Below are 25,001 nucleotides of genomic sequence, written 5' to 3' on the forward strand. Positions count from 1 at the left end.
ATAGCGGCACCGCGGAGCGGTCCGGGCCGGGGCCGGGTGCGGTCCGGCCACCGGTCAGCCGCCGGTCCGCTCCACGGACTCGAAGCGCCACCGGTGGACCGGCCGCGCGATCAGGTCGGCGGCCGGTTCGGGCAGTTCGGGCAGCGCGTCCGCGCCGTCGCCCGCACCGGTGCCCGCCTCCCACCAGGTGATGACCAGGACCCGGTCCTGCGGCGCCCGGAACACCTCGCGGCGCACCGGTTCGCGGGCCAGCACCTGCGAACGGGCCCATTCCAGCAGCTCGTTGCCCCGGCCGTCGGCGGCCCGGGCCTCCCACATCACGGCCACGGTGGTGCTCATGAGTACAGGTTGTCCTTGCTCAGCTCGTGCACGTGATCGTGGTCGTGGGTGTGCCCGTGCGCGTGTGCGTGGCCGTGCCCGTCCCCGTCACCGTGCTCGTGCGACGTACCGGGCACGTGCGGGTCGGTCACCGGCAGCGAGGAGTCCGCCGAGAGGTCCCAGTCCGAGGCCGGCCGGTTCCGCTTGACCATTTCCGCGCCCAGCGCCGCCACCATCGCGCCGTTGTCCGTGCACAGCTTCGGCCGCGGCACCCGCAGCACGATCCCGGCGTCGTCGCAGCGCTCCTGCGCCAGCGAGCGCAGCCGCGAGTTGGCCGCCACGCCGCCGCCGATCATCAGGTGGTCGACGCCCTCGTCCTTGCAGGCGCGGATCGCCTTGCGCGTCAGCACGTCCACCACGGCCTCCTGGAAGGACGCGGCCACGTCGCGCACCGGCACGTCCTCCCCCGCCTTGCGCTTCGCCTCGATCCAGCGCGCCACGGCGGTCTTGAGCCCGGAGAAGGAGAAGTCGTACGCCGCGTCGCGCGGCCCCGTCAGCCCGCGCGGGAAGTTGATCGCCTTCGGGTCGCCCTCGCGCGCGAGCCGGTCGATGACCGGGCCGCCCGGGAAGCCCAGCTGGAGCACCCGCGCGATCTTGTCGAAGGCCTCGCCCGCCGCGTCGTCGATGGTCTGGCCCAGCGGCCGTACGTCGCTGGTGATGTCCGGGGCCAGCAGCAGCGAGGAGTGCCCGCCGGAGACCAGCAGGGCCATCGTGGGCTCCGGCAGCGGCCCGTGCTCCAGCTGGTCCACGCAGATGTGGGAGGCCAGGTGGTTCACGCCGTAGAGCGGCTTGCCGAGCGCGTAGGCGTAGGCCTTCGCCGCCGATACGCCGACCAGCAGCGCCCCGGCCAGACCGGGGCCCGCGGTCACGGCGATGCCGTCGAGGTCGCGGGCGCTGACCCCGGCCTCCTTGAGGGCGCGCTCGATGGTCGGGACCATCGCTTCCAGGTGTGCGCGCGAGGCCACCTCGGGCACGACCCCGCCGAAGCGCGCGTGCTCGTCCACGCTGGAGGCGATCGCGTCGGCGAGGAGCGTGGTGCCGCGCACCACGCCGACGCCGGTTTCGTCGCAGGACGTCTCGATGCCGAGGACGAGCGGTTCGTCAGCCATGGGATTCACCTTGAACTGGTCCGTCCGCGGGGACGGAGCGTGCGGGATCGGAGAGTCGCATCACGAGCGCGTCGATGTTGCCGGGCTGGTAGTAGCCGCGCCGGAAGCCGATCGGCTCGAAGCCGAAGCGCTCGTAGAGCCGCTGGGCGCGGGTGTTGTCCACCCGCACCTCCAGCAGCACTTCGGCGCATTCGAAGGCGGTGGCGGCGGCGAGCAGATCGGTGAGCAGCCGGGCGCCGAGCCCGGTCCCCCACTGATCGCGGGCCGCCGCGATGGTCTGTACGTCGCCCAGGTCGCCGACGGCGGCGAGCCCGGCGTAGCCGACCAGGCGGCCGCCGTCCGCCTCCTCGGCGACCACGTAGCGGCGGGTGGCCAGCGGCCCGCGGGCGTGCGCCAGCTCGGACCAGAACATCCCCGCGGACCAGGCGTCGTCGGGGAAGAGCTCGTGCTCCAGCTCCAGCACGGACCCGATGTCCCACCAGCGCATCTCGCGCAGCAGGACGGCCGGGGCGGGCGGCGCGGTCGGGGCCGTCACTGGGGCGTGACCACCTTGTAGTTCTTGGGCACCTGGGCGTCGGGGCGGCGCAGGTACAGCGGGGTCGGCGGGAGGAACTCCGCCCCCGCCGCGAGCCGCTCCGCGGCCAGGGCGGCCAGGGCGCCGGCCGACTGGTGCTCGGGGCCGCGCGCGTCCGGGAAGTGCTCGGGGTAGAGCAGCGCGCCCGCGCCCACCACGGGCAGCACGGCGAGCTGCTCGGCGATGTCGGCCGGGCGGTCCACGGCGGGCTCGGTGACCCGGGTGCGCGGGTCCTCGTAGCGGGCCCAGTACACCTCCTTGCGGCGGGCGTCGGTGGCCACCGCGAAGGGGCCCTCGATCCCGGCGTCCCGGGCGGCGTAGGCCAGCCCGTCCAGGGTGCACAGGCCGTGCACGGGCACGCCGAGGACGGAGGCGAAGGTGGAGGCGGTGACGAGGCCGACGCGCAGTCCGGTGTACGGGCCGGGGCCCACGCCCACGACGATGCCGGTGACGGCGTCGAGCGTGCGTCCGGCTTCGGCCAGGACCTTGTCCACGGAGGGCAGCAGCAGCTCCCCGTGGCGGCGGGCGTCGACCTGGTGGGCCTCGGCGACGACGGACTCACCGTCGTGCAGGGCGACGGTGACGGCGGGCGTGGCGGTATCTACAGCGAGCAAGAGCACGCGAACAGCCTACGACTCCGCGGCCCGGGCCCCTTGCGGCCGGTCGAGCGGCACCCCGGCTGCTACCGTCAGCGCGGGTGTACCAGCGGGAACCACCGAGCGGTGGATCACCGCGGGGGCCCTCGGGAGACCGGGGGACCCGAAGGCAGCGGAGAGGTGGAGCAAGGTGGCACGCAGCAGCTCGGGAATCGTGGCCGGGCTCACCGCCGCGGCACTGGCCACGGTCGGTTTCCTCGGCTACCAGGCGTCGGCGAGCGCTCCGGCCCGCCCCGCGGCGGCCGCCCAGCAGCCGACCCCCTCCACCGCGCCGAGCCAGTCCACCGCACCCGACGCGCCGGGCAAGCCGGGGCCGGTTCCGGCCGATTCGGGCAAGGGCGTGCGCGTCGTCTACTCCGTGTCCCAGAAGCGGGTCTGGCTGGTGGGCGGGGACGGCGTGGAGACGAAGACCTTCTCGGTGATGCCGAGCACGGTGCACCCCAAGACCGGCAGCTACTCGGTCGACACGCGCCAGGGCGCGGTCACCGGGTCCGACGGCGCGGCGGTCGAACACATCGTGCGGTTCGCGACCACCGACGGGGTCGTGATCGGTTTCAGCGCCCGCAAGGACGGCGCGACGCCGGAGCCGGACCCGTCGAAGAAGACCGGCGGCATCCGCATGACGCGGGCCGACGGCGACGCGATGTGGAACTTCGCCACGATCGGCACGCGGGTCAACGTCGTCGCGTGACGGCGCGCGCGGCTCCTGCGGGACGACCGCCGGATTGACCCGAACGGGTGAACACGACAGGCACGGCGCACGACGACTCAGGCCGCTTCGGACTCCGGAGCGGCCTGCATGCGTACGGGCGCGGACGCGGCCGGGCGGGCGGGCGGCGTCGGCCGCGCGGGCGGGGTCGACACGGCGGTGGCGGCGAGACAGGACGCGAGCAGCGCACCCATCGAGGGCGCGCCCGCGGACGCCCCGGACGGGCGGGGAACACGCTCTGCTGCCGACATGGCTGCCTCCTGGGCGCTCGACCTACGTCGAAGTTAGGTATACCTAACCAGCTCTCGGTACCATGTCATCACGCCACCCGCCATCGGCGCAACATTTTGCCGACACCTTGTCGGTACCCGTCCCAACGTTGTCGGAACGTCCAGACGCCTCCCCACGCGAACGGCCCGGCCCGCACGCCCCGGAGGGACGCACGGACCGGGCCGCGAGGACCGCGCCTAGGCCTTGTCCGCGCCCCCGTCGGCCAGCGCCGCGATCCCGGCGTCCGCCCAGCGCGCGCCCACCCCGTACACCGACACCTGGCGCACGTCGTCGAGGACCTCCTCGTGGCCGACCGCGCGCGCGATCACCACGTGCAACCGGTCGTCGGAGAGCTCCTCCACCTTGCCGTCGCCCCATTCGACGACGATCACGGATTCGGGCAGCGAGACGTCGAGGTCCAGGTCCTCCATCTCGTCCAGCCCGCCGCCGAGCCGGTACGCGTCCACGTGGACCAGCGCCGGGCCGTCGCCCAGCGGCGGGTGCACCCGGGCGATCACGAAGGTCGGCGAGGTCACGGCCCCGCGCACGCCGAGGCCCTCGCCGAGGCCCCGGGTCAGCGTGGTCTTGCCCGCGCCCAGCTCACCGGTCAGCAGGACGAGGTCTCCGGGGCGCAGCAGTGCGGCGAGGTCGCGGCCCAGGTCCCGCATGGCGTCGGGGGAATCGATCGTGAGCAGGGCCCGGCCGGTCGCGGTCTCAGCCGCCCGGCCGTGCGGTGCTTGCAGCGGTGCTTCCATGCCCGCCAACGTTAGTCGCTGCCGGGACCGCGCCCGTGCGCGCCAGGAGGTCGGTCAGCAGTGCGGTGACGGTCTCCGGGCGCTCCAGCATCATCAGGTGGCCGGTCTCCTCCAGGACCACCAGCTCCGCGTCCGGCAGCTCGGCGGCGATCGCCGCGCTGTGCTCGGGCGGGGTGATCATGTCGCGGTCCCCGGCGACCACGGTGACCGGGAGGTCCGCGAAGCGCTGGAGGGCGGCCGTCTTGTCGTGCAGCATGATCGCCGGGAAGAACTCGGCCACGACGTCGATCGGGGTCGCCTCGATCAGCCGCTCGGCGAAGCGCGCCACGTCCGGGTCCACGTCCGGCGAGCCGAACGAGTACCGCTTGATCATGCCCGCGAAGAGGTCCGCGGTGGCCCGGCGCCCCTTCTCCACCAGCTCGACCTGCGAGCACAGCGCGCGCAGCACCCCCGGAAGCACCCGGCGCACCGCGCTGACCCCGACCGAGGGGAGCCCGTACGTCACCTCGGCGAGCCGGCCGCTGGAGGTGCCCACGAGCGCCACGCCGACCACCCGGTCGCGCACCAGCTCGGGATACTGGGCCGCCAGGGCCATGATCGTCATGCCGCCCATGGAGTGGCCCACGAGGACCAGCGGCCCCTCGGGCGCGGCCGCGTCGATGACGGCCTTGAGGTCGCGGCCGAGCTGGTCGATGCTGACCGGTTCGCCGTCCGCCTGCGCGAGGCCGCGCGCGGAGCGGCCGTGGCTGCGCTGGTCCCAGTACACGGCGCGGACCACCCCGCGCAGCGCGGCGCGCTGGAAGTGCCAGGAGTCCTGGGCGAGGCAGTAGCCGTGGCAGAAGACGACGGTGGCGGCCGGAGCGGACTTGCGGCGCAGGCGGCGGCGCTTGGCGCCGTCCTCGGGGAGCTCGTCGCTCTCGTAGTGGAGCAGGGTGCCGTCCTCGGCGCGGCACGTGCCCTCGGTGCCGCGCAGGGTGCCGTAGGGGCCCGACGCGTCCAGCGCGAGGCGCGCCTTCGCCCGGATCCCGCGGCCGACCGTGAGCCGCTCGACGGCCACTCCGGCCGCCGCACCCGCCGCCACGACGCCGATCGCGGCGCCCGCCCAGCCCGCCTTTCGCCAGTTCTCGCTCACGCCGACCTCACTCAGCCATGAAACCCAGACGTACCGGACAAACAGCTATTCAGCCTGACACAGGAACCACCCGTACGGATCATCGGATCACGCATGGAGATGCACCCGGGGCACCCGGGACCCGATCCGCGTGACGATCTCGTAGGCGATCGTCCCCGCGGCCCGCGCCCAGTCCTCGGCGGTCGGCTCGCCCCCGTCGCCCGGGCCGAAGATGACGGCCTCGTCGCCGGAGCGCACGTCCGCGCCGGGCCCGAGGTCCACCACGAACTGGTCCATGGCCACCCGCCCGGCCACCGTCCGCACCGCGCCGCCGACCAGCACCGGGCCGGTGCCCGAGGCGTGCCGCGGGATGCCGTCGGCGTACCCGGCCGGGATCAGGGCGAGCCGCGTGTCGCACGGCGTCGTGTAGTGGTGGCCATAGCTGACGCCGTGGCCGCCGGGCACGTCCTTGACCAGCGCGACGGACGCCTTGAGCGTCATCGCGGGGCGCAGTCCGAGCTGGGCGGAGGTGCCCAGCTCCGGGGCCGGGGAGACGCCGTAGACCGCGAGCCCGCAGCGCACCAGGTCGAAGTGGCTCTCGGGGAGCGTGAGCGTGGCCGGGGAGTTGGCGATGTGCCGGACCTCGGGGTCCAGGCCCTCCTTCTCGGCGTAGCCGACCATCTCGCGGAAGGCGGTCAGCTGGAGCTGGATGGAGGGGTGGCCGGGCTCGTCGGCACACGCGAAGTGCGACCACAGGCCGGTGACCTCGACGGTGCCCTCGGCCTCGGCGGCGACGGCGGCGCCGACCAGTTCGGCCCAGTCGGCGGGCTGGCAGCCGTTGCGGCCGAGGCCGGTGTCGGCCTTGAGCTGGATCCTGGCCGTGCGACCGGTGGCGCGGGCGGCCGCGCGTACCTCTTCCAGGGCCCACAGGCCGCTCACCGCGACGTCCACGTCGCGCTCGAGGGCCTCCTGCCACGGCCCGCCGGGGGTCCACAGCCAGCACATGATCCGGCCCTCGACGCCCGCGTCGCGCAGGGCGAAGGCCTCCTGCGGGGTCGCCGTGCCGAGCCAGGTCGCGCCGGCCTCCTGGGCAGCCCTGGCACAGGCCACGGCCCCGTGACCATAGGCGTCCGACTTGACGACGGCCATCAGCTGGGCCCGGGGTGCCCGGTCGCGCAATGCGCGCACGTTCCCCCGTACGGCGTCAAGATCGATCTCGGCGTGTACGCGCGGCGGTGTCTCGTTCATCGCCGCAAGTGTCTCAGAACCCCACCAGCGCGCCGCTCAAGCACCCAAGGAGCCCACACCTTGACCACGTCCGCCCCCGAGGACGCCCCCGGCACCACCCCAGCCCGTCCGGCGTTTGAGGACCCGCCGGAGGCCCCACGCACCCGCACACGGGAGCGCTTCGAACGCCGGCGAGGCTGGACCGAGGACCCGGCACCAACCCAGCCCGTCCGGCGTTTGAGGACCCGCCGGAGGCCCCACGCACCCGCACACGGGAGCGCCCGAACGGCGGTGCGGCCTCAGGCCGGAGCGCAGGCGTCGCGCCAAGCACCCGGCAGGGCCTCCGCAACGCCGTGCGCGAGCACAGGCGCACCAGCGGCCGCCCGCCGCCCCGCCAGCCCGTGCAGGTACGCCGCCACCGACCCCGCGTCCACCGCCCCCAGCCCCGCCGCCAACAACGCCCCCGCCACCCCCGACAACACGTCACCACTGCCCGCGGTGGCCAACCAGGGCGTCCCGGTGGCGTTCACCCGCACCGGCCCGCCACCCCCCGCCCCCGCGACCAACGTCGTCGACCCCTTCAGCAGCACCGCGACCCCGTACCGCCCCGCCAACTCCCTCACGGAGGCCAACCGCGCCCCCTCCACCCGCGCCCGCCCGACCCCCAGCAGCGCCGCCGCCTCCCCCGCGTGCGGGGTCAGCAGCACCGGCCGCGGGTGCGCCCGCAGCACCCCGGGGTCCAGCCCCCGCAAGCCGTCCGCGTCCACCAGCACCGCCACCCCGTCCGCCGCCGCGCCCGCCAGCAGCTCCGCGACCTCGCCCTCGCGCCCCGCCCCGAGCCCCGGCCCCACCACCCAGGACTGCACCCGGCCGCGCCCGATCAGCGTCTCGGGGTACCTCGCCAGCACCATCTCCGCCGCGCGCGCGGGCCCGACGTAGCGCACGGCCCCCGCCCCGCCCCGCAGCGCGCCCGCGACGGACAGCACCGCCGCGCCCGGGTACTGCTCCGACCCGGCGACGACGCCCACGACCCCGCGCCGGTACTTGTCGCTCTCCGCCGTGGGTACGGGCAGCAGCGCGCGCACGTCGGCGTGCTGGAGGGCCCGCGCCACGGCCGTGTCCGGCAGCGTCAGCCCGATGTCCACCAACCGCACCACCCCGGCCCGCTCGGCCCCGGGGTCGATCAGCAGCCCCGGCTTGTACGCCCCGAAGGTCACGGTCACGTCGGCCCGTACGGCCGCCCCCGCGACCTCTCCGGTGTCCGCGTCCACCCCGCTCGGCAGGTCCACCGCGACCACCCGCGCCCCCGGCGGCACCTGCGCCACCAGCGCGGCCGCCGCCGGACGCAGCCCCCCGCGCCCGCCGATGCCCAGCAGGCCGTCCACGACCAGGTCCACCCGCTGCGGCACGCGCTCGGCCTGCCGTCCCCCGGCGGCCCGCAGCGCGGCCAGTCCGCCCGCGTGCGCCCGCTCGGGGTCCAGGAGCACGGCCGTCACCCCCGCGCCCCTGCGCGCCAGGCGCGCGCCCGCGTAGAGCGCGTCACCGCCGTTGTCCCCGGTCCCCACGAGCAGCGCCACGCGCGCCCCGTACACCCGCCCGAGCAGTCCGGCGCAGACGGCGGCCAGTCCCGCGGCCGCCCGCTGCATCAGGGCCCCTTCGGGCAGCCGCGCCATCAACTCGTGCTCGGCGGCCCGTACGGTCTCCACGCTGTAAGCAGTACGCATGGCACCAGCGTGCCCGATCCCCGGATCTCCCGGTCCCCCGATCACCCGGCCCGCCCGGCCCGCCCGGCTCATCCCTCGGCGATCACGACGGCCGAGGCCACTCCCGCGTCGTGGCTGAGCGAGACGTGCAAGGAGCGCACGCCGAGCGCCTGCGCCCGCGCCGCCACCGTCCCGGACACCCGCAGCCGCGGCTGCCCGGTCGGCTCGACGTACACCTCGGCATCGGTCCAGAGCATCCCGGCGGGCGCGCCGAGCGCCTTGGCCAGGGCCTCCTTCGCGGCGAACCGGGCGGCGAGCGAGGCGGGTCCGCGCCGCTCGCCGCTCGGCAGGTTCAACTCCGCCTCGAGGAAGAGCCGCCGCGCCAGCCTGGGCGTACGCTCCAGCGACGCCGCGAACCTGTCGATCGCGGCCACGTCGATCCCCACACCGATGATCACTTCTGAGAACTCGCTTCGCTCACTCCACCGTCACGGACTTGGCGAGATTACGCGGCTGGTCCACCTCGTTGCCCCGCGCCGTCGCCAGCTCGCACGCGAACACCTGCAACGGCACCGTCGCCACCAGCGGCTGGAGCAGCGTCGGCGTGGCCGGGATCCGGATCAGGTGGTCGGCGTACGGGACCACCGCCTCGTCGCCCTCCTCCGCGATCACGATCGTGCGCGCCCCGCGGGCCCGGATCTCCTGGATGTTCGACACGATCTTGTCGTGGAGCACCGAACGGCCCTTCGGCGACGGCACCACGACCACCACCGGCACGTCCTCCTCGATCAGCGCGATCGGCCCGTGCTTGAGCTCTCCCGCCGCGAAGCCCTCGGCGTGCATGTACGCCAGCTCCTTGAGCTTGAGCGCGCCCTCCAGCGCCACCGGGTAGCCGACGTGCCGCCCGAGGAAGAGCACCGTGTTCTTGTCCGCGAGCGAGCGGGCGAGCTTGCGGACCGGCTCCATCGTCTCCAGTACGGCGTCCACCGCGCCCGCGATGTCGGACAGTTCGCGGATCACCGCCCGGATCTCGTCGCCCCACTTCGTGCCGCGCACCTGGCCGAGGTAGAGCGCGACCAGGTAGCAGGCGACCAGCTGGGTCAAGAACGCCTTGGTCGAGGCGACGGCCACCTCGGGCCCCGCGTGCGTGTAGAGGACGGCGTCGGACTCGCGGGGGATCGTCGACCCGTTCGTGTTGCAGACGGCCAGCACCTTCGCGCCCTGTTCCCGGGCGTGGCGCAGCGCCATCAGCGTGTCCATCGTCTCGCCGGACTGCGAGATGGCGATGACGAGCGTGCGCTGGTCGAGGATCGGGTCCCGGTAGCGGAACTCGCTCGCCAGCTCCGTCTCGCACGGGATCCGCGTCCAGTGCTCGATGGCCAGCTTCGCGATCATGCCCGCGTGGTACGCCGTACCGCAGGCCACGATGACGACCTTGTCGACCTCGCGCAGGACGGAGGCGGGGATGCGGACCTCGTCCAGGGTGAGCGAGCCGCTCGCGTCGATCCGGCCGAGCAGGGTGTCGGCGACGGCCTTCGGCTGCTCGGCGATCTCCTTGAGCATGAAGTAGTCGTAGCCGCCCTTCTCCGCGGCCGAGGCGTCCCAGTCGACGTGGTAGGCGCGCACGGAGGCGGCCGAGCCGTCGAAGTTGGTCACCGAGACCCCGTCGCGGCGCAGCTCGACGACCTGGTCCTGCCCCAGTTCGATCGCGGACCGGGTGTGGGCGATGAAGGCGGCCACGTCCGAGGCGAGGAAGTTCTCGCCCTCGCCGACGCCGACCACGAGCGGGGAGTTCCGGCGCGCACCGACCACCACGTCCGGGGCGTCCGCGTGCACCGCGACCAGGGTGAACGCGCCCTCCAGCAGCCGGCACACGCGCCGCATGGCCTCGGCCAGGTCGCCGCCCGCCTCGGCGAAGCGCTCGGCCAGCAGATGGGCGACGACCTCGGTGTCCGTCTCGGACTCCAACCGGTGCCCGCGCTCGGTCAGTTCGGCCCGCAGCGCGGCGAAGTTCTCGATGATGCCGTTGTGCACGACGGCCACGCGCCCGGCGTTGTCCAGGTGCGGATGGGCGTTGAGGTCGGTGGGCCCGCCGTGGGTCGCCCACCGGGTGTGCCCGAGTCCCGTGGAACCGGCCGGCAGCGGGTGCCCGACCAGTTCCTTCTCCAGATTGACCAGCTTGCCGGCCTTCTTGACGGAGGCGAGGCCCCCGTCGGCGAGCACGGCGACACCCGCCGAGTCGTACCCCCGGTACTCCAACCGCTTGAGTCCGGCGATGACCACATCGAGCGCAGATTGCGCTCCCACGTAACCCACGATTCCGCACATAGGCGGCACCCTACGCCGCGTCCGGCGCGCATTCCGGGACCCGAACCGGACGAAAAACCCGCCCCGGCGAAAGCGCCGGGGCGGGTCCACGTCGTACGGCCGACGGGCGGCCGGGACCGCGGTCGGACTCAGCCGAGCTTCTTGACCTGCGCGCCGACGATCGCGACGGGCTGCGCGGCCTCGCCCGCCGGGGCGATCGCGTAGAAGGACGCGAGGGTGTTGCCCTTGCGGACGACCACGAGCTGGGTGGGCGCCTTGTCGCCGTCCAGTTCGCGCTCGACGACGAAGGAGACCGCCTCGTCGCCACCGGTCACCGCGGCGCCGGGGGCGATCTTCGTGACCTTGCCCGTGTCGGCCTCCTTGGCACCCGGGTAGCCCGCGGCGCACGCGGTACCGGCCGCCTTCACCGCGGCGAAGGCCTCCTGGGCGCCGTTGCCGTCGTAGGAGCCGAGGCCGACCATCGTGACGGTCACCTTCAGGGCGTCCGTGATGGCCTTGAGCTTCTCCTCCGGGGAGGCGTCGGCGGCCGGGGCCTTCGGCACGGAGCTGACCTTGGTCGCCGCGCCCGCCGCGGGCTTGCCGGGCGTGGAGCCCGACATGACGGCGCCGAGCGGCAGGCACTCGGTCTTGGTGGTGGCGTTGGCGGCGACGGCCTCGCTCACCTCGGTGGCGCCGGCCTCCTTGAGCTTGTACTCCGCCAGGTCGGCCTGGGTGACCAGGAGACCCTTGAGCTCGGCGGCCGTCTTCGCCTTGGCAGCCGGGTCGGCGGCCGGCGCGGACGGAGCGGCCGAGGTGGCGCCGCCGTCCTTCGACTCGTCCTTCGCCGCCTTGTCCGAACCGCAGGCGGTGACGAGCAGCGCGAGCGAGACGGCCGAAGCGGTCAGCACGGAACGGCGGACGAGGGTGGAACGCACGATGAATCTCCCCTATGACTCAAATGATCGCTGCGACAGGCAGCCCGAGTAATGTACGAGTAAATTCGCACTGGCGTACTGCAATATCCGGCCGCGGCCGGAAATCGTGATCACGGCGAGACCCGCCCGGACCTGACCGACTCCGACGGGCTTCTCGACCCGCTCCGGCACCGCCCTGTCGCTCCCGTCCCTGGAGCACCGGTCGATTCGACGGCAATCGGCCAAGATCGGCGCCCACGTGACCGACCACACGACCCACAACGGCCCCGGACCCCCGACAATGGCGTTGTGATCACTTCGCCGCCACGAAGCACCACGGACCCCGCAGCGGACCTCCCCGCGGCCCCGGGCGCGGACCCCGCCGCCGCCCCGGCCGCCACCGCTCCGGACCCGGCGGGCCGCCCCCCGCACCGCCGGGCCGACGCATCGCCGTACGTCGACCTCACCCGGGCCGAGTGGAGCGCCCTGCGCGAGCGGACCCCGCTGCCGCTCACCGCGGAAGAGCTGGAGCGGCTGCGCGGCCTCGGCGACGTGATCGACCTGGACGAGGTCCGCGACGTCTACCTGCCGCTCTCACGGCTGCTCAACCTGTACGTCGGCGCCACCAGCAACCTGCGCGGCACCCTGAACACCTTCCTCGGCGACGCGGGCAACGGCCACGGCGCCCAGCGCGGCACCCCCTTCGTCATAGGGGTCGCCGGTTCCGTGGCCGTCGGCAAGTCCACCGTGGCCCGCCTGCTCCAGGCGCTGCTCGCCCGCTGGCCCGAGCACCCGCGCGTGGAGCTGGTCACCACGGACGGCTTCCTCTACCCGATGAAGGAGCTCCAGCGCCGCGGCCTGACCGCCCGCAAGGGTTTCCCCGAGTCCTACGACCGCCGCGCGCTGACCCGTTTCGTCGCCGACATCAAGGCCGGCAAGGACGAGGTCACGGCCCCGGTCTACTCGCACCTCATCTACGACATCGTCCCGGGCGAGCAGCTCGTCGTGCGCCGCCCCGACATCCTGATCGTCGAGGGCCTCAACGTCCTGCAGCCCGCGCTGCCCGGCAAGGACGGCCGCACCCGGGTCGCCCTCGCCGACTACTTCGACTTCAGCGTGTACGTGGACGCGCGCCCCGAGGACATCGAGCGCTGGTACCTGGGCCGCTTCCGCAAGCTGCGCGAGACCGCCTTCCAGAACCCCTTCTCCTACTTCCGCAAGTACACCCAGGTCTCCGAGGAGGAGGCGCTGGACTACGCGCGGACCATGTGGCGGACGATCAACCGGCCCAACCTGCTGGAGAACGTCGCCCCCACCCGCGGCCGCGCCACCCTCGTCGTGCGCAAGGGCCCCGACCACAAGGTGCAGAAGCTCAGCCTGCGCAAGCTCTGAGCCCCTCGGACCGGCGGCCCGGCCGCTAACCTGCCGGGATGCTGCACGTACGGATGATCGCCCCGGCCCGCCTCACCGACGAGGTGGTCGCGCTCGTCCGGCGGACGGTCGGGACCACCCACCTGGCCGTACTGGCGGGCGCCGCCCTCGATCCGCCCGGTGACGTGGTCCTGTGCGACGTGGCCCGGGAGTCGGCGGACGAGCTGCTCGCCGAGCTGCGCGCGCTCGGCCTCGACGACGTCGGCTCGATCACGGTCGAGGGGATCGACCTGACCCTCTCGCGCAGCGCCGACCGGGCCGAGCGGGAGGCACCGGGCGAGGGCGCCGACGCGGTGATCTGGGAGCAGTTGACCGAGGCGACCCACGAGGAGTCCACCCTCTCGATCACCTACCTGGCCTTCCTCGCCCTCGCGACGATGATCGCGGCCTGCGGCGTGGTCCTGGACAACGCGATCCTGATCGTGGGCGCGATGGCGGTGGGTCCGGAGTTCGGCCCGCTCGCCGGGGTGTGCACGGGCCTGGTCCAGCGGGCGCCCCGACTGGCCGCCCGGTCCCTGATCGCCCTGCTCGTGGGCTTCGCGGTCGCGATGGCGGCCACGACCCTCTTCAGCCTGACCATGGACGCGCTGGGCCAGTTCGACCGCGGCATGCTCGACGATCCGCGCCCGAACACCAGCTTCATCTGGCAGCCGGACCCGTTCTCCTTCGTGGTCGCGGTGCTCGCGGGCATCGCGGGCGTCCTGTCCCTGACCTCGGCCAAGTCGGGCGCGCTGGTCGGGGTCGCGATCTCGGTGACCACCGTCCCGGCAGCGGCGAACGCCGCGGTGGCCCTCGGCTACGGCGAGTTCGCCCAGATGTGGGGCTCCGCCGAGCAGCTGCTGCTGAACCTCGCCGGGATCATGGTCGCGGGCACGCTGACCCTCACCGCCCAGAAACTGCTGTGGCGCACCCAGCAGGACCGGATGCTCCGGTCGCCGGGTGCGCCATCAGGAAGTGGGCGGCGAAAGCCCTAGTACCGCGGCCTAAGAGGCCTAGCCGAGGGCGGACTTCACGACGTCGGCGAGGCGGCCCGCGATCGCGCGCGCCTGCTCGATGTCGGCGGCCTCCACCATCACCCGAACGAGCGGCTCCGTACCGGAGGGACGCAGCAGCACCCGGCCGGTGGTGCCCAGTTCGCGCTCGGCCTCGGCCACCGCGGCGGCCAGTTCGGCGGAGGTGCCGACCCGCGTGCGGTCCACGTCGGGGACGTTGACCAGGACCTGCGGCAGCCGCCGCATCACCCCGGCCAGCTCGGCCAGGCTCCGACCGGTCGCCGCGACCCGGGCGGCCAGCATCAGGCCGGTCAGGGTGCCGTCGCCGGTGGTGGCGTGGTCGAGGATGATCACGTGGCCGGACTGCTCGCCGCCGAGCGCGTAGCCGTGCTCCTTCATCGACTCCAGCACGTAGCGGTCGCCGACACCGGTCTGCACGACCTGGATGCCCTCGCCCTCCATGGCCAGCTTGAAGCCGAGGTTCGACATCACGGTGGCGACCACGGTGTTCTCCCGCAGGTGGCCCGCCTCGCGCATGGCCAGCGCCAGGACGGCGAGGATCTGGTCCCCGTCGACCTCGTTGCCCTCGGCGTCCACGGCCAGGCAGCGGTCGGCGTCGCCGTCGTGCGCGATGCCGAGGTCCGCGCCGTGCTCGACCACGGCCGCCTTGAGCAGGCCGAGGTGGGTGGAGCCGCAGCCGTCGTTGATGTTGAGGCCGTTGGGCTCGGTGCCGATCGTGATGATCTCGGCGCCCGCGCGGGTGAAGGCCTCGGGCGAGACGTGGGCGGCCGCGCCGTGCGCCTCGTCCAGGACGACCTTGAGCCCGTCCAGGCGGTTCGGCAGGACGCCGATCAGGTGGGCGACGTAGCGGTCGAAGCCCTCGGTGTAGTCGGAGACGCGGCCGACGCCGGAGCCGGTGGGCCGGTCCCAGGGAGCACCGGTGCGGTGCTCGTCGTAGACGGACTCGATCCGGTCCTCCAGCTCGTCGGCGAGCTTGTGGCCGCCGCGCGCGAAGAACTTGATGCCGTTGTCGGGCATGGCGTTGTGACTGGCAGAGAGCATCACGCCGAGGTCGGCGCCCAGCGCCCCGGTGAGATACGCCACCGCCGGGGTGGGCAGCACACCGACGCGCAGGACGTCCACGCCCGCGCTCGCGAGGCCGGCGACGACCGCGGCCTCCAGGAACTCGCCCGAGGCCCGGGGGTCCCGGCCGACGACGGCGGTCGCGCGGTGTCCCTCGAAGGTGCCCGCTTCCGCGAGGACATGGGCTGCCGCGACGGAGAGGCCGAGCGCGAGCTCGGCCGTCAGATCCGCATTGGCGACACCGCGTACACCGTCTGTGCCGAAGAGTCGTCCCATGTTGTCCTCCGAGGTTTCGCGTTGCGCGCAGTGACCGCTTGTGACAGGTATTTGCCGCTTGTGGCGGTAAACGAACCGCCCCGACAGCACAGAGTGTGCCGCCGGGGCGGGATCGTGCAGACCAGCAGGCGCAGATTAACGCTTGCTGTACTGCGGGGCCTTACGGGCCTTCTTGAGACCGGCCTTCTTGCGCTCGACCGCACGGTCGTCGCGCGAGAGGAAGCCGGCCTTCTTGAGCGCGGCGCGGTTGTTGTCCACGTCCGCCTCGTTCAGCGCACGGGCCACGCCGAGGCGCAGGGCGCCGGCCTGACCGGAAACGCCGCCACCCGAGATGCGGGCGATGACGTCGTAGCGGTTGTCGAGCTCGAGCACCTTGAAGGGCTCGTTGACTTCCTGCTGGTGCACCTTGTTGGGGAAGTAGTCCTCAAGGGTGCGACCGTTGATCTTCCACTTGCCGGTGCCCGGAACGATCCGGACGCGGGCGATGGCGTTCTTGCGACGGCCCAGGCCGGCAGCCGGCTGCGGGTCGCCGAAGCGGCCGGCGAGCGACTCGGAGGTGTAGTCACCCTCCGGGACGTCCGCAGACTCGGTGGTGTACTCCTCGACAGCGCCCTCGAACTCTTCGTCGATGACAGTCTCGGTGGTGGTCTCGGCCACGATGCTCCTCAGAATTTTCTACGTCTTAGGGGGTGTGGCCGGAACTACTGCGCGACCTGGGTGATCTCGAACGGCACCGGCTGCTGGGCAGCGTGGGGGTGCACCTCGCCCGAGTAGACCTTCAGCTTCGAGAGCATCTGGCGGCCCAGGGTGTTCTTGGGGATCATGCCCTTGACGGCCTTCTCGACGGCCTTCTCCGGGTTGTTCGCCAGGAGGTCGTCGTAGCGGACCGAACGGAGACCGCCCGGGAAGCCAGAGTGGCGGTACGCCATCTTCTGGGTCGCCTTGTTGCCGGACAGGTGAACCTTGTCGGCGTTGATGATGATGACGAAGTCGCCCATGTCCATGTGGGGGGCGTAAGTCGGCTTGTGCTTGCCGCGGAGCAGGTTCGCGGCCTGGGTCGCCAGACGGCCGAGGACAATGTCCCGGGCGTCGATGACGTGCCAGACGCGCGAGATGTCGCCGGGCTTGGGGCTGTACGTACGCACGGTCGTAGCCTTCGCTTCTTCAGTGATGGGTATTCCCATATGGCGTGAGACCTTGGGAACGGGTCCTGACAAGGCCACCACGGACGATCACGACAGCCCTGGTCCACAACGGGGACGCAACCCGTGTGTACCGCTGGTCATCGGCCCGGTGGACCGGCGTAAGGGCCCTTTCACGTGAGAATGAACAAGCCAATACGCATAACGAACCAGCAGGATACCCGTGATGCCCCGGACGGGTCAAAACGCCGAACGAGCTCCTGCATCCGCAGGCTCGTCGGCGCGAGCGCGACCGGGCACGGCTCCTGCCGTTCGTACGTCGTCCAGGTTAACCCGAGTCGGAGCCGTACACCTCCGCATCAGCGTGACCGCCAGCACGCCCAGGGTGAAGAAGTCCTTGAAGGCGCGGCGCTTGTGCTCCAGCTCGGCGGGCCACGGAACCCCCGCGACCTGGGGCCCGATACCCACCCAGAACCAGGGAGAACGCACCATCGAGTCCTCCCGCACCACCGACGCCAGCAGCAGCGGGAGCACCACCAGCAGGTAGTGGTCGAAGGACGGCCGCGACACCAGGAATGCGGCGAGCATCACCATGCAGCCCGTCTCCGCCAGCCGCATCTGACCGGTGTCCCGGTCGTCGGTGCGGCGCCACCTGCACCAGACCGCCCAGAGCCCGCCCAGCGCCCCCGCGAACGCCACCAGCACCGCCACCGGCTGCGGCACCCCCAGCCGCGGCAGCACGGCGATCGGCGAGGCGTCCCAGGGCAGCGCGTAGGCGTCCTGGCCCTGGAGCAGGAACGGCAGCGTCTTGGTGAAGAACAGGCTCGGGCTCGGCATCATCAGCGCCCCCGCCAGCGAGAGCCCCAGCGGCACCAGCACCGCGATCGCGAGCCCCCGCCACTGCCGCGCCAGCAGGAACAACAGCCCCACCGGCACCAGCATCGGCTTGCACGCGATCGCCAGGCCCACCACCAGCCCGGCCGCCCCCCACGACCTGCGGTGCGCGAGGAGCAGCGCCAGCGGCAGGGCGGCGGCCGAGATCGCCGTCCAGTTCCCGATCATCACCAGGTTCGCGTACGGCTTGTAACCGATGGCGAAGAGCGCGAAACCGCCCACCGCGAAGCGGGAGCGCAGCGGCACCGAGAACAGCTTCAACGCCGCCCACCAGCCCAGCGCCAGCAGCCCCGACATCACCAGCGGCAGCACCCAGCGCAGCACCGGCATCGGCAGCAGCGCCTCCGGCACCGCCATCAGCACCGCGCTGGGCAGGTACAGGAAGCGCTTGTCCTCGTACGGGGAGCCGCCCGACAGCAGGGTGTCCGCGGCCTTCACCACGAAGGCGTTGTCCGAGCCCCAGTTGTCCTTGAGGCTCATCGACAGGGCGATCCCCAGCACGACGGTCAGGGAGACGGCCTTCCAGGACCGCGGCGCCGGGCGCAGCAGCCAGTCGACGGCCCGGTTGCCGGAGCCCCACTTGTCCCACTTCATGAGCCAGATGCTAGGCCGCAGGCCCACAACGCCTCCCCCTCGACTCGCACGGGGGCGGTCTTCCCCCTCAGCGCTTCCGGTCGACCCTACGTTCGTCCCATACGGGTTCCTGAGTCTCCCGTACAACACCATCCGAACCGAAGACCAAATAACGGTCAAAAGTACGGGCGAACCAGCGGTCGTGCGTGACGCACAGCACAGTGCCGTCGTAGCTCTCCAGGCCGTCCTGGAGCGCCTCGGCCGACTCCAGGTCCAGGTTGTCCGTCGGCTCGTCCAGCAGCAGCGCGGTGGTACCGGCCAGCTCCAGGAGGAGGATCTGGAAGCGCGCCTGCTGCCCGCCGGAGAGCTTCTCGAAGGGCTGCTCGCCCTGGCGCTCCAGCTCGTAGCGGCGCAGCGCGCCCATCGCCTGGCCCAGCGGCTTCGCCGCCTCCGTCCAGAGGATGTCGACCAGGGTGCGGCCGAAGAGCTCCGGGTGCGCGTGCGTCTGCGCGAAGTGGCCCGGGACCACCCGCGCGCCCAGCTTCCAGGTGCCCGTGTGCTTGACGTCCTCGCCCGCCAGCAGCCGCAGGAAGTGCGACTTGCCCGAGCCGTTCGAGCCCAGCACCGCGACCCGCTCGCCGTAGAAGACCTCCAGCGAGAACGGCTTCATCAGGCCGGTCAGCTCCAGGTTCTCCACCGTGACCGCGCGCACGCCGGTCCGGCCGCCCTTGAGCCGCATCTTGATGTCCTGCTCGCGCGGCGGCTCCGGCGGCGGTCCGGCCTCCTCGAACTTCTGGAAGCGGGTCTGCATCGCCCGGTAGCGCGAGGCCATGTCGGGGCTGCTCGCGGCCTGGTTGCGCAGGCGCAGCACCAGGGCCTTGAGCCGCGCATGCTCCTCGTCCCAACGCCGCTTGAGCTCCTCGAAGCGCGCGAAGCGCTCCTTGCGCGCCTGGTGGTAGGTGTCGAAGCCGGCGCCGTGCACCCAGACGTCCGAGCCCATCGGGCTCGCCTCCAGGCTGACGATCTTCTCGGCGCCCCGGGTCAGCAGCTCCCGGTCGTGCGAGACGAACAACACGGTCTTGCGGGTGGCCTTGAGCTGGTCCTCCAGCCACCGCTTGCCGGGCACGTCCAGGTAGTTGTCCGGCTCGTCGAGGAGCAGCACCTCGTCCGGACCGCGCAGCAGCGCCTCCAGCACGAGCCGCTTCTGCTCACCGCCGGACAGCGTGCGCACCTCGCGGAACTGCGCGGTGTCGTACGGGATCGACAGCGCGGCCATCGTGCAGACGTCCCACAGGGTCTCCGCCTCGTAGCCCTGGACGTCCGCCCAGTCGCTCAGCGCCTGCGCGTAGGCCATCTGCGCGGCCTCGTCGTCGACGGTCAGGATCAGGTGCTCGGCCCGGTCGACGGCCTTGGCCGCCTCCCGGATCCGCGGCTGCGCCACCGAGACCAGCAGGTCACGGACGGTGGTCTCGTCCCGCACCGAACCGACGAACTGCGACATCACGCCGAGCCCGCCGGTGACGACGACCCCGCCGCCGTGCGGCTGGAGCTCACCGGAGATCAGCTTCAGCAGGGTGGTCTTACCGGCCCCGTTCGCCCCGACCAGGGCGACCACGGAACCCTCCCCCACCCGGAAGGAGACGTCGGGAAGCAGGACCCGCCCGTCGGGAAGGTAGTACTCCAGATGACTCGCTTCGAGATGTCCCATGTCGGGCATTGTCCCGGTCCGCCCGCGATCCGCCCAAACGGATTAGCAGCAGCCCGACCCCGGCAGCGTCCGCACGTTGCGCGCCTCCTTGCTGCGCGCGGCCAGCAGCTCGTCCGCCGGGTAGCCGACCTCTTCGAGGGTGAGCCCGTGCGGACGTACGACGTGCACGGAGGAATCGCGCACCGCGGCCTCCAGCACCCGCCCCGGCCACTCCACCGGCCGGTGCCCGTCGCCGACGTGCAGCAGCGCCCCCACCAGGGAGCGCACCATGTTGTGGCAGAAGGCGTCGGCCCGCACGGTCGCGGTGACGATCCCCTCGTCGTCCCGCACCCAGCTGAGCTGCTGGAGCGTGCGGATGGTCGTCGCGCCCTCGCGCTTCTTGCAGTAGGCGGCGAAGTCGTGCTCGCCGAGCAGCGGCCGCGCGGCCTCGTTCATGGCGTCCACGTCCAGCGGCCAGGAGTGCCACAGCACGTGCCCGCGGCGCAGCGGGTCCACCCCGGCCGTGTGGTCGGCCACGCGGTAGGCGTACCGGCGCCAGATCGCGGAGAAGCGCGCGTTGAAGCCGGCGGGGGCCTCGGCGACCTTCCACACCCGGATGTCGTGCGGCAGCCGCCCCGCGAGCCGCCGCAGCAGCTTGTCGTGGTGCTCGGCCCACACCTCCTCGGCCACGTCGAACTGGGCGACCTGGCCGCGCGCGTGGACGCCCGCGTCCGTACGTCCGGCCACGGTCAGCTCCACCGGGTCGGGCAACCGCATGACGGTCGTCAGGGCCGACTCCAGCTCGCCCTGGACGGTCCGCAGCGTCCGCTGCTTCGCCCAGCCGGAGAAGTCCTTGCCGTCGTAGCTCAGGTCCAGCCGCACCCGGACGTGCCCGGGCTCCACCTCGTCACTCACGTGAGCGATCCTCTCGAATGCAGAACGGGCCCGCCCCCGGAAGGGGCGGGCCCGTTCAGAGCCGTTCAAGCAAGCGAGATCCCGGAGGATCAGGCCTCCTTGGTCTCCTCGGCGGGGGTCTCGACGGCCTCGGCCTTGGCCTCCGCCTCCTTGACCGCGCGCTTCGTGGCGGCCTCGGCCTCACCGGTGGCGACCTGCGCCACGGTCAGGGCCTCGACCAGCTCGATGACCGCCATCGGGGCGTTGTCGCCACGACGGTTGCCGATCTTGGTGATGCGCGTGTAACCACCGGGGCGGTTCTCGTAGCGCGGGGCGATCTCGGTGAAGAGCGTGTGCACGATGCTCTTGTCCGTGATCGTCTGCAGCACCAGGCGACGGTTGTGGATGTCGCCCTTCTTGGCCTTGGTGACCAGACGCTCGGCGTAGGGACGCAGGCGGCGGGCCTTGGCCTCGGTGGTGGTGATGCGGCCGTGCTCGAAGAGCGCCTTCGCGAGGTTCGCGAGGAGGTGCTTCTCGTGCGCGGCGCTGCCGCCCAGACGGGCACCCTTTGCGGGACGCGGCATGGTCTTACTCCTTCATATCTGCACCGGCCGTGTCAGGTACCGGTGTCAGTTCCCCCGGGGCGGACGCCCCGGGAAAGTTCTTAGTACTGCTCGGTCTCGACGAAGCCGGCGTCGGCGTCGTCGTCCGCGCCGAAGGCGTCGGCGGCAGCGGTCGGGTCGAATCCGGGCGGGCTGTCCTTGAGGGCCAGACCCATGCCGGCGAGCTTCGCCTTGACCTCGTCGATCGACTTCGCACCGAAGTTGCGGATGTCGAGCAGGTCCGCCTCGGAGCGGGCCACGAGCTCGCCCACCGAGTGGATGCCCTCGCGCTTGAGGCAGTTGTACGAGCGGACCGTGAGCTCGAGCTCCTCGATCGGCAGCGCCAGGTCGGCGGCCAGGGCCGCGTCCGTCGGCGAGGGGCCCATGTCGATGCCCTCGGCGTCGATGTTGAGCTCGCGGGCCAGACCGAACAGCTCGACCAGGGTCTTACCGGCGGACGCCATGGCGTCGCGCGGGCGCATGGCCTGCTTGGTCTCGACGTCGACGATGAGCTTGTCGAAGTCGGTGCGCTGCTCGACTCGGGTCGCCTCGACCTTGTAGGTGACCTTCAGCACGGGGCTGTAGATGGAGTCGATCGGGATGCGACCGATCTCCTGGCCGACCTGCTTGTTCTGGACGGCGGAGACGTAGCCGCGACCGCGCTCGACGGTCAGCTCCATCTCCAGCTTGCCCTTGCCGTTGAGCGTGGCGAGGACCAGGTCCGGGTTGTGCACCTCGACGCCGGCCGGGGGCGCGATGTCGGCGGCGGTGACCAGGCCGGGACCCTGCTTGCGCAGGTACATCACGACGGGCTCGTCGTGCTCCGAGGAGACGACCAGCTGCTTGATGTTGAGGATGAGGTCGGTGACGTCTTCCTTGACACCCGGCACGGTGGTGAACTCGTGCAGGACGCCGTCCACGCGGATGCTGGTGACAGCGGCACCCGGGATCGAGGACAGGAGCGTGCGGCGGAGCGAGTTGCCGAGGGTGTAACCGAAGCCCGGCTCGAGCGGCTCGATCACGAACCGCGAGCGGTACTCGTCGACGACCTCTTCGGTCAGCGACGGACGCTGAGCGATAAGCATGTGTGTGTTCCTTCAGTCGTGGACGCCCACTATTTGACGCCCTACGGGCACTACGTACAGCAAGGGTACGGGCGGCACGTCCCCCGGAGGGGTCGTGCCGCCCGGAACCTCAAGAACGCACGGCGTACGCGTTCACGTACGCCCAGCGCGCTGCGTCAGACGCGGCGGCGCTTCGGCGGGCGGCAACCGTTGTGCGGGGTGGGGGTGACGTCCTGGATCGAGCCGACCTCGAGGCCGGTGGCCTGGAGGGAGCGGATCGCGGTCTCGCGGCCGGAGCCCGGACCCTTGACGAAGACGTCGACCTTGCGCATGCCGTGCTCCTGCGCGCGACGGGCGGCCGACTCAGCGGCCATCTGCGCGGCGAAGGGGGTGGACTTGCGCGAGCCCTTGAAGCCGACGTGGCCGGCGGAGGCCCAGGAGATCACGTTGCCCGCGGGGTCGGTGATCGAAACGATGGTGTTGTTGAACGTGCTCTTGATGTGGGCGTGCCCGTGAGCGACGTTCTTCTTTTCCTTGCGGCGCACCTTCTTGGCAGCGCCCTGACGACCCTTGGGGGGCATCTAAATCTCCTACGGGAGGTGGTCGGTCCTACAGCGAAGACCGCTTGATAAGCGTCCGGCTGAGGACTACTTCTTGCCCGGCTTCTTCTTACCGGCGATCGCGCGACGCGGGCCCTTGCGGGTACGAGCGTTCGTGCTGGTGCGCTGACCGTGCACGGGCAGGCCACGACGGTGGCGGATACCCTGGTAGCACTGGATCTCGACCTTGCGGCGGATGTCGGCCTGGATCTCGCGGCGGAGGTCACCCTCGGTGCGGAGGTTGGCGTCCACGTACTCGCGGATCTTGACCAGGTCCTCTTCGGCCAGGTCACGAACGCGGGTGTCGGGGTTCACACCGGTGGCCGCAAGGATCTCCTTGGACCGGGTGCGACCGACACCGAAGACGTAGGTAAGTGCGATCTCCACACGCTTTTCGCGCGGGATGTCAACACCGGAAACGCGTGCCATTCAATGGCTCCTGTGTGTTCGGGGGTCTTCCGCAGAACCACTCCCGACCGCCGACCACACCTGATGGGTGGTGGTACGTCCGAGTCCCCGGCCCCCGCCGGAGGTGCCGCCGGCCCCTCTCAGGGCTGGGCGGGTTCTGCGTATGTACGTTTTCTTACGTCGCGCGAAGAACTGCGGAAGGCAGGTCGGTCGGCGTGCGTCAGCCCTGGCGCTGCTTGTGGCGCAGGTTGTCGCAGATGACCATGACCCGACCGTGACGGCGGATCACCTTGCACTTGTCGCAGATCTTCTTGACGCTCGGCTTGACCTTCATGTTGGTGAGGTTCTCCGGGTCAGTGCCACCACCCGCACCGGGACGGATGCCCAGGCAGGAGTGAGGACAAGATCTACTTGTATCGGTAGACGATCCGGCCACGCGTCAGGTCGTAAGGAGACAGCTCCACAACGACCCGGTCATCCGGCAGGATGCGGATGTAGTGCATCCGCATCTTTCCGCTGATGTGCGCGAGGACCTTGTGACCGTTCTGGAGTTCCACCTTGAACATCGCGTTCGGGAGGGACTCGATCACGGTGCCCTCGATTTCGATGGCACCTTGCTTCTTGGCCACGCTTCGCCTTTCGAATCGGCTACCTTGATCAGCTCCGCGCCCATGCAGGCATGGAAATGCACGAGAGCCGACGAGTCAGTCTACGTCAGGGCACCCAGAAAGACGAATCCGGAAAGTTTGCCCCGAAGTGTAGATCATTAACCGAGGGGGTCGGGAGCCGTGGTGACCCCGTACTCCGCCAGCTTGGCCTTGCCGCAGTCCGGCGAGGTCAGGACGATGGGACCGGCCTCGGTCAGTGCGATGGAGTGCTCCCAGTGGGAGGACCAGGTGCCGTCGGTCGTGATGACGGTCCAGTCGTCCGCCAGGACCTCCGTCTGGGCGGTGCCCAGGGAGACCATGGGCTCGATCGCCAGGCAGACGCCCGGGACCAGCTTGATCCCCTTGCCCCGCTTGCGCGAGACGTAGTTCAGCAGGTGGGGGTCCATGTGCATCTCGGACCCGATGCCGTGGCCGCCGTAGTCCTCGATGATCCCGAACTTGCCGAGGCTGTGCTCACCGGTGGTCGGCCGCGGCTGGCGCTTGATGTAGGTCTCGATCGCCTTGGAGATGTCCACGAGGCGGTTGCCGAGCTTCATGGCGGCGATGCCCGCCCACATCGACTCCTCGGTCACCCGGGACAGCTCCACCAGCTCCGGAGCGTGCCCGGTGCCCACGAAGGCCGTGTAGGCGGCGTCGCCGTGCCAGCCGTCGATGATCGCGCCCGCGTCGATGGAGATGATGTCGCCGTCCTTGAGGACGGTCTTGTCGTCCGGGATGCCGTGGACGACGACCTCGTTGACCGAGGTGCAGATGGTCGCGGGGAACCCGCCGTAGCCGAGGAAGTTCGACTTCGCTCCGGCGTCGGCGATCACCTTGCGCGCGACCATGTCCAGGTCCCGCGTCGTGGCGCCCGGCACGGCCGCCTCACGGGTGGCGGCGTGAATGGCGGCGACGACCAGTCCGGCCTCCCGCATCTTCGCGATCTGCTCGGGGGTCTTCAGCTGGACCATGAACGTGCCTTCCACCTTCGGGTCG

General features: G+C 71.7%; 28 protein-coding genes. 3 read left to right on the forward strand and 25 right to left on the reverse strand.

Annotation, left to right across the window (positions count from 1 at the left end; all coding sequences use genetic code 11):
• Positions 1–54: 54 nt before the first annotated feature.
• From ACFWAR_RS16965 to tsaB, 4 genes are read right to left on the reverse strand one after another with little or no spacing between them, the layout of a single operon-like run.
• Positions 55–339 (reverse strand): hypothetical protein, encoded by a 285-nt coding sequence (locus ACFWAR_RS16965; protein ID WP_385777796.1) that lies wholly within the window; start codon positions 337–339, stop codon positions 55–57.
• Positions 336–1,487: a tRNA (adenosine(37)-N6)-threonylcarbamoyltransferase complex transferase subunit TsaD gene (gene tsaD, locus ACFWAR_RS16970; RefSeq protein WP_385777799.1), complete on the reverse strand. Its 1,152-nt coding sequence runs from the start codon at positions 1,485–1,487 to the stop codon at positions 336–338. The genes ACFWAR_RS16965 and tsaD overlap by 4 nt, the downstream gene beginning before the upstream one ends.
• Positions 1,480–1,974 carry a ribosomal protein S18-alanine N-acetyltransferase gene (gene rimI, locus ACFWAR_RS16975; protein WP_385777871.1) on the reverse strand — a complete coding sequence of 165 codons (495 nt, stop codon included), beginning with the start codon at positions 1,972–1,974 and terminating at the stop codon, positions 1,480–1,482. Before rimI ends, tsaD begins: the two co-directional genes overlap by 8 nt.
• Before the next feature lie 44 nt (positions 1,975–2,018).
• Positions 2,019–2,681: a tRNA (adenosine(37)-N6)-threonylcarbamoyltransferase complex dimerization subunit type 1 TsaB gene (tsaB, locus tag ACFWAR_RS16980; RefSeq protein WP_385777802.1), complete on the reverse strand. Its 663-nt coding sequence runs from the start codon at positions 2,679–2,681 to the stop codon at positions 2,019–2,021.
• A gap of 166 nt (positions 2,682–2,847) precedes the next feature.
• Here tsaB and ACFWAR_RS16985 point away from each other — a divergent pair, with 166 nt between their 5' ends.
• The gene (locus ACFWAR_RS16985; protein ID WP_385777805.1) at positions 2,848–3,408 is read left to right on the forward strand and encodes a hypothetical protein; all 561 of its coding nucleotides are present in this window, start codon (positions 2,848–2,850) and stop codon (positions 3,406–3,408) included.
• Between the two features lie 77 nt (positions 3,409–3,485).
• On the opposite strand, the gene ACFWAR_RS16990 is transcribed toward ACFWAR_RS16985, so the two are convergent.
• From ACFWAR_RS16990 to ACFWAR_RS17025, 8 genes are all read right to left on the reverse strand, one after another.
• On the reverse strand, positions 3,486–3,677 hold the full coding sequence (locus ACFWAR_RS16990; RefSeq protein ID WP_385777808.1) for a hypothetical protein: 192 nt from the start codon (positions 3,675–3,677) through the stop codon (positions 3,486–3,488).
• A 216-nt stretch (positions 3,678–3,893) separates the two neighbouring features.
• Positions 3,894–4,451: a tRNA (adenosine(37)-N6)-threonylcarbamoyltransferase complex ATPase subunit type 1 TsaE gene (gene tsaE / locus ACFWAR_RS16995; protein WP_385777811.1), complete on the reverse strand. Its 558-nt coding sequence runs from the start codon at positions 4,449–4,451 to the stop codon at positions 3,894–3,896.
• On the reverse strand, positions 4,411–5,583 hold the full coding sequence (locus ACFWAR_RS17000; protein WP_385777814.1) for an alpha/beta fold hydrolase: 1,173 nt from the start codon (positions 5,581–5,583) through the stop codon (positions 4,411–4,413). The genes tsaE and ACFWAR_RS17000 overlap by 41 nt, the downstream gene beginning before the upstream one ends.
• Positions 5,584–5,670: 87 nt before the next feature.
• Positions 5,671–6,810, reverse strand: coding sequence for an alanine racemase (gene alr, locus ACFWAR_RS17005; protein WP_385777817.1), 1,140 nt, complete (start codon positions 6,808–6,810; stop codon positions 5,671–5,673).
• 278 nt (positions 6,811–7,088) lie between these two features.
• Positions 7,089–8,513: an NAD(P)H-hydrate epimerase gene (locus tag ACFWAR_RS17010; protein WP_385777820.1), complete on the reverse strand. Its 1,425-nt coding sequence runs from the start codon at positions 8,511–8,513 to the stop codon at positions 7,089–7,091.
• 68 nt (positions 8,514–8,581) lie between these two features.
• Positions 8,582–8,950: a holo-ACP synthase gene (locus ACFWAR_RS17015; RefSeq protein WP_385777823.1), complete on the reverse strand. Its 369-nt coding sequence runs from the start codon at positions 8,948–8,950 to the stop codon at positions 8,582–8,584.
• 19 nt (positions 8,951–8,969) lie between these two features.
• The gene (glmS, locus tag ACFWAR_RS17020) at positions 8,970–10,820 is read right to left on the reverse strand and encodes a glutamine--fructose-6-phosphate transaminase (isomerizing) (protein ID WP_385777826.1); all 1,851 of its coding nucleotides are present in this window, start codon (positions 10,818–10,820) and stop codon (positions 8,970–8,972) included.
• Between the two features lie 128 nt (positions 10,821–10,948).
• Complete coding sequence (locus tag ACFWAR_RS17025; protein ID WP_385777829.1) at positions 10,949–11,734, reverse strand: hypothetical protein; 786 nt, start codon at positions 11,732–11,734, stop codon at positions 10,949–10,951.
• Between the two features lie 288 nt (positions 11,735–12,022).
• On the opposite strand from ACFWAR_RS17025, the gene coaA reads away from it, so the two are divergent.
• Together coaA and ACFWAR_RS17035 are read left to right on the forward strand one after the other, a co-directional pair.
• The gene (gene coaA, locus ACFWAR_RS17030) at positions 12,023–13,105 is read left to right on the forward strand and encodes a type I pantothenate kinase (protein ID WP_385777831.1); all 1,083 of its coding nucleotides are present in this window, start codon (positions 12,023–12,025) and stop codon (positions 13,103–13,105) included.
• 38 nt (positions 13,106–13,143) lie between these two features.
• Positions 13,144–14,118: a DUF389 domain-containing protein gene (locus ACFWAR_RS17035; RefSeq protein WP_385777833.1), complete on the forward strand. Its 975-nt coding sequence runs from the start codon at positions 13,144–13,146 to the stop codon at positions 14,116–14,118.
• An 18-nt stretch (positions 14,119–14,136) separates the two neighbouring features.
• Here ACFWAR_RS17035 and glmM read toward each other — a convergent pair whose 3' ends face one another.
• The 13 genes from glmM to map form a co-directional block, all read right to left on the reverse strand.
• Entirely contained in the window at positions 14,137–15,495 is a 1,359-nt protein-coding gene (gene glmM, locus ACFWAR_RS17040) for a phosphoglucosamine mutase (RefSeq protein WP_385777835.1), read from the reverse strand.
• 135 nt (positions 15,496–15,630) lie between these two features.
• On the reverse strand, positions 15,631–16,152 hold the full coding sequence (gene rpsI / locus ACFWAR_RS17045) for a 30S ribosomal protein S9 (RefSeq protein WP_330332043.1): 522 nt from the start codon (positions 16,150–16,152) through the stop codon (positions 15,631–15,633).
• 44 nt (positions 16,153–16,196) lie between these two features.
• The gene (gene rplM, locus ACFWAR_RS17050; protein ID WP_354383011.1) at positions 16,197–16,640 is read right to left on the reverse strand and encodes a 50S ribosomal protein L13; all 444 of its coding nucleotides are present in this window, start codon (positions 16,638–16,640) and stop codon (positions 16,197–16,199) included.
• Between the two features lie 237 nt (positions 16,641–16,877).
• Positions 16,878–18,125, reverse strand: a complete 1,248-nt coding sequence (locus ACFWAR_RS17055) for a glycosyltransferase family 87 protein (protein ID WP_385777838.1) — start codon at positions 18,123–18,125, stop codon at positions 16,878–16,880.
• Between the two features lie 67 nt (positions 18,126–18,192).
• On the reverse strand, positions 18,193–19,812 hold the full coding sequence (locus ACFWAR_RS17060) for an ATP-binding cassette domain-containing protein (protein WP_385777840.1): 1,620 nt from the start codon (positions 19,810–19,812) through the stop codon (positions 18,193–18,195).
• A gap of 42 nt (positions 19,813–19,854) precedes the next feature.
• A complete protein-coding gene (gene truA, locus ACFWAR_RS17065; RefSeq protein WP_385777842.1) occupies positions 19,855–20,706 on the reverse strand; it encodes a tRNA pseudouridine(38-40) synthase TruA in 852 nt (283 codons plus the stop codon).
• Positions 20,707–20,795: 89 nt separating this feature from the next.
• Positions 20,796–21,269 (reverse strand): 50S ribosomal protein L17, encoded by a 474-nt coding sequence (gene rplQ, locus ACFWAR_RS17070; RefSeq protein WP_354383007.1) that lies wholly within the window; start codon positions 21,267–21,269, stop codon positions 20,796–20,798.
• Positions 21,270–21,349: 80 nt separating this feature from the next.
• Positions 21,350–22,372, reverse strand: a complete 1,023-nt coding sequence (locus ACFWAR_RS17075; RefSeq protein WP_283521070.1) for a DNA-directed RNA polymerase subunit alpha — start codon at positions 22,370–22,372, stop codon at positions 21,350–21,352.
• A gap of 155 nt (positions 22,373–22,527) precedes the next feature.
• Positions 22,528–22,932 (reverse strand): 30S ribosomal protein S11, encoded by a 405-nt coding sequence (rpsK, locus tag ACFWAR_RS17080; RefSeq protein WP_006376016.1) that lies wholly within the window; start codon positions 22,930–22,932, stop codon positions 22,528–22,530.
• Positions 22,933–22,998: 66 nt separating this feature from the next.
• Positions 22,999–23,379, reverse strand: coding sequence for a 30S ribosomal protein S13 (gene rpsM, locus ACFWAR_RS17085; RefSeq protein ID WP_008739674.1), 381 nt, complete (start codon positions 23,377–23,379; stop codon positions 22,999–23,001).
• A gap of 199 nt (positions 23,380–23,578) precedes the next feature.
• Positions 23,579–23,692: a 50S ribosomal protein L36 gene (rpmJ, locus tag ACFWAR_RS17090; RefSeq protein WP_003956441.1), complete on the reverse strand. Its 114-nt coding sequence runs from the start codon at positions 23,690–23,692 to the stop codon at positions 23,579–23,581.
• A gap of 73 nt (positions 23,693–23,765) precedes the next feature.
• Positions 23,766–23,987: a translation initiation factor IF-1 gene (infA, locus tag ACFWAR_RS17095; RefSeq protein WP_003956442.1), complete on the reverse strand. Its 222-nt coding sequence runs from the start codon at positions 23,985–23,987 to the stop codon at positions 23,766–23,768.
• A gap of 137 nt (positions 23,988–24,124) precedes the next feature.
• Positions 24,125–24,976 (reverse strand): type I methionyl aminopeptidase, encoded by an 852-nt coding sequence (map, locus tag ACFWAR_RS17100; RefSeq protein WP_330332037.1) that lies wholly within the window; start codon positions 24,974–24,976, stop codon positions 24,125–24,127.
• Positions 24,977–25,001: the final 25 nt, after the last annotated feature.

The sequence above is a fragment of the Streptomyces sp. NPDC059917 genome (assembly GCF_042730635.1).
Lineage (GTDB): Bacteria > Actinomycetota > Actinomycetes > Streptomycetales > Streptomycetaceae > Streptomyces.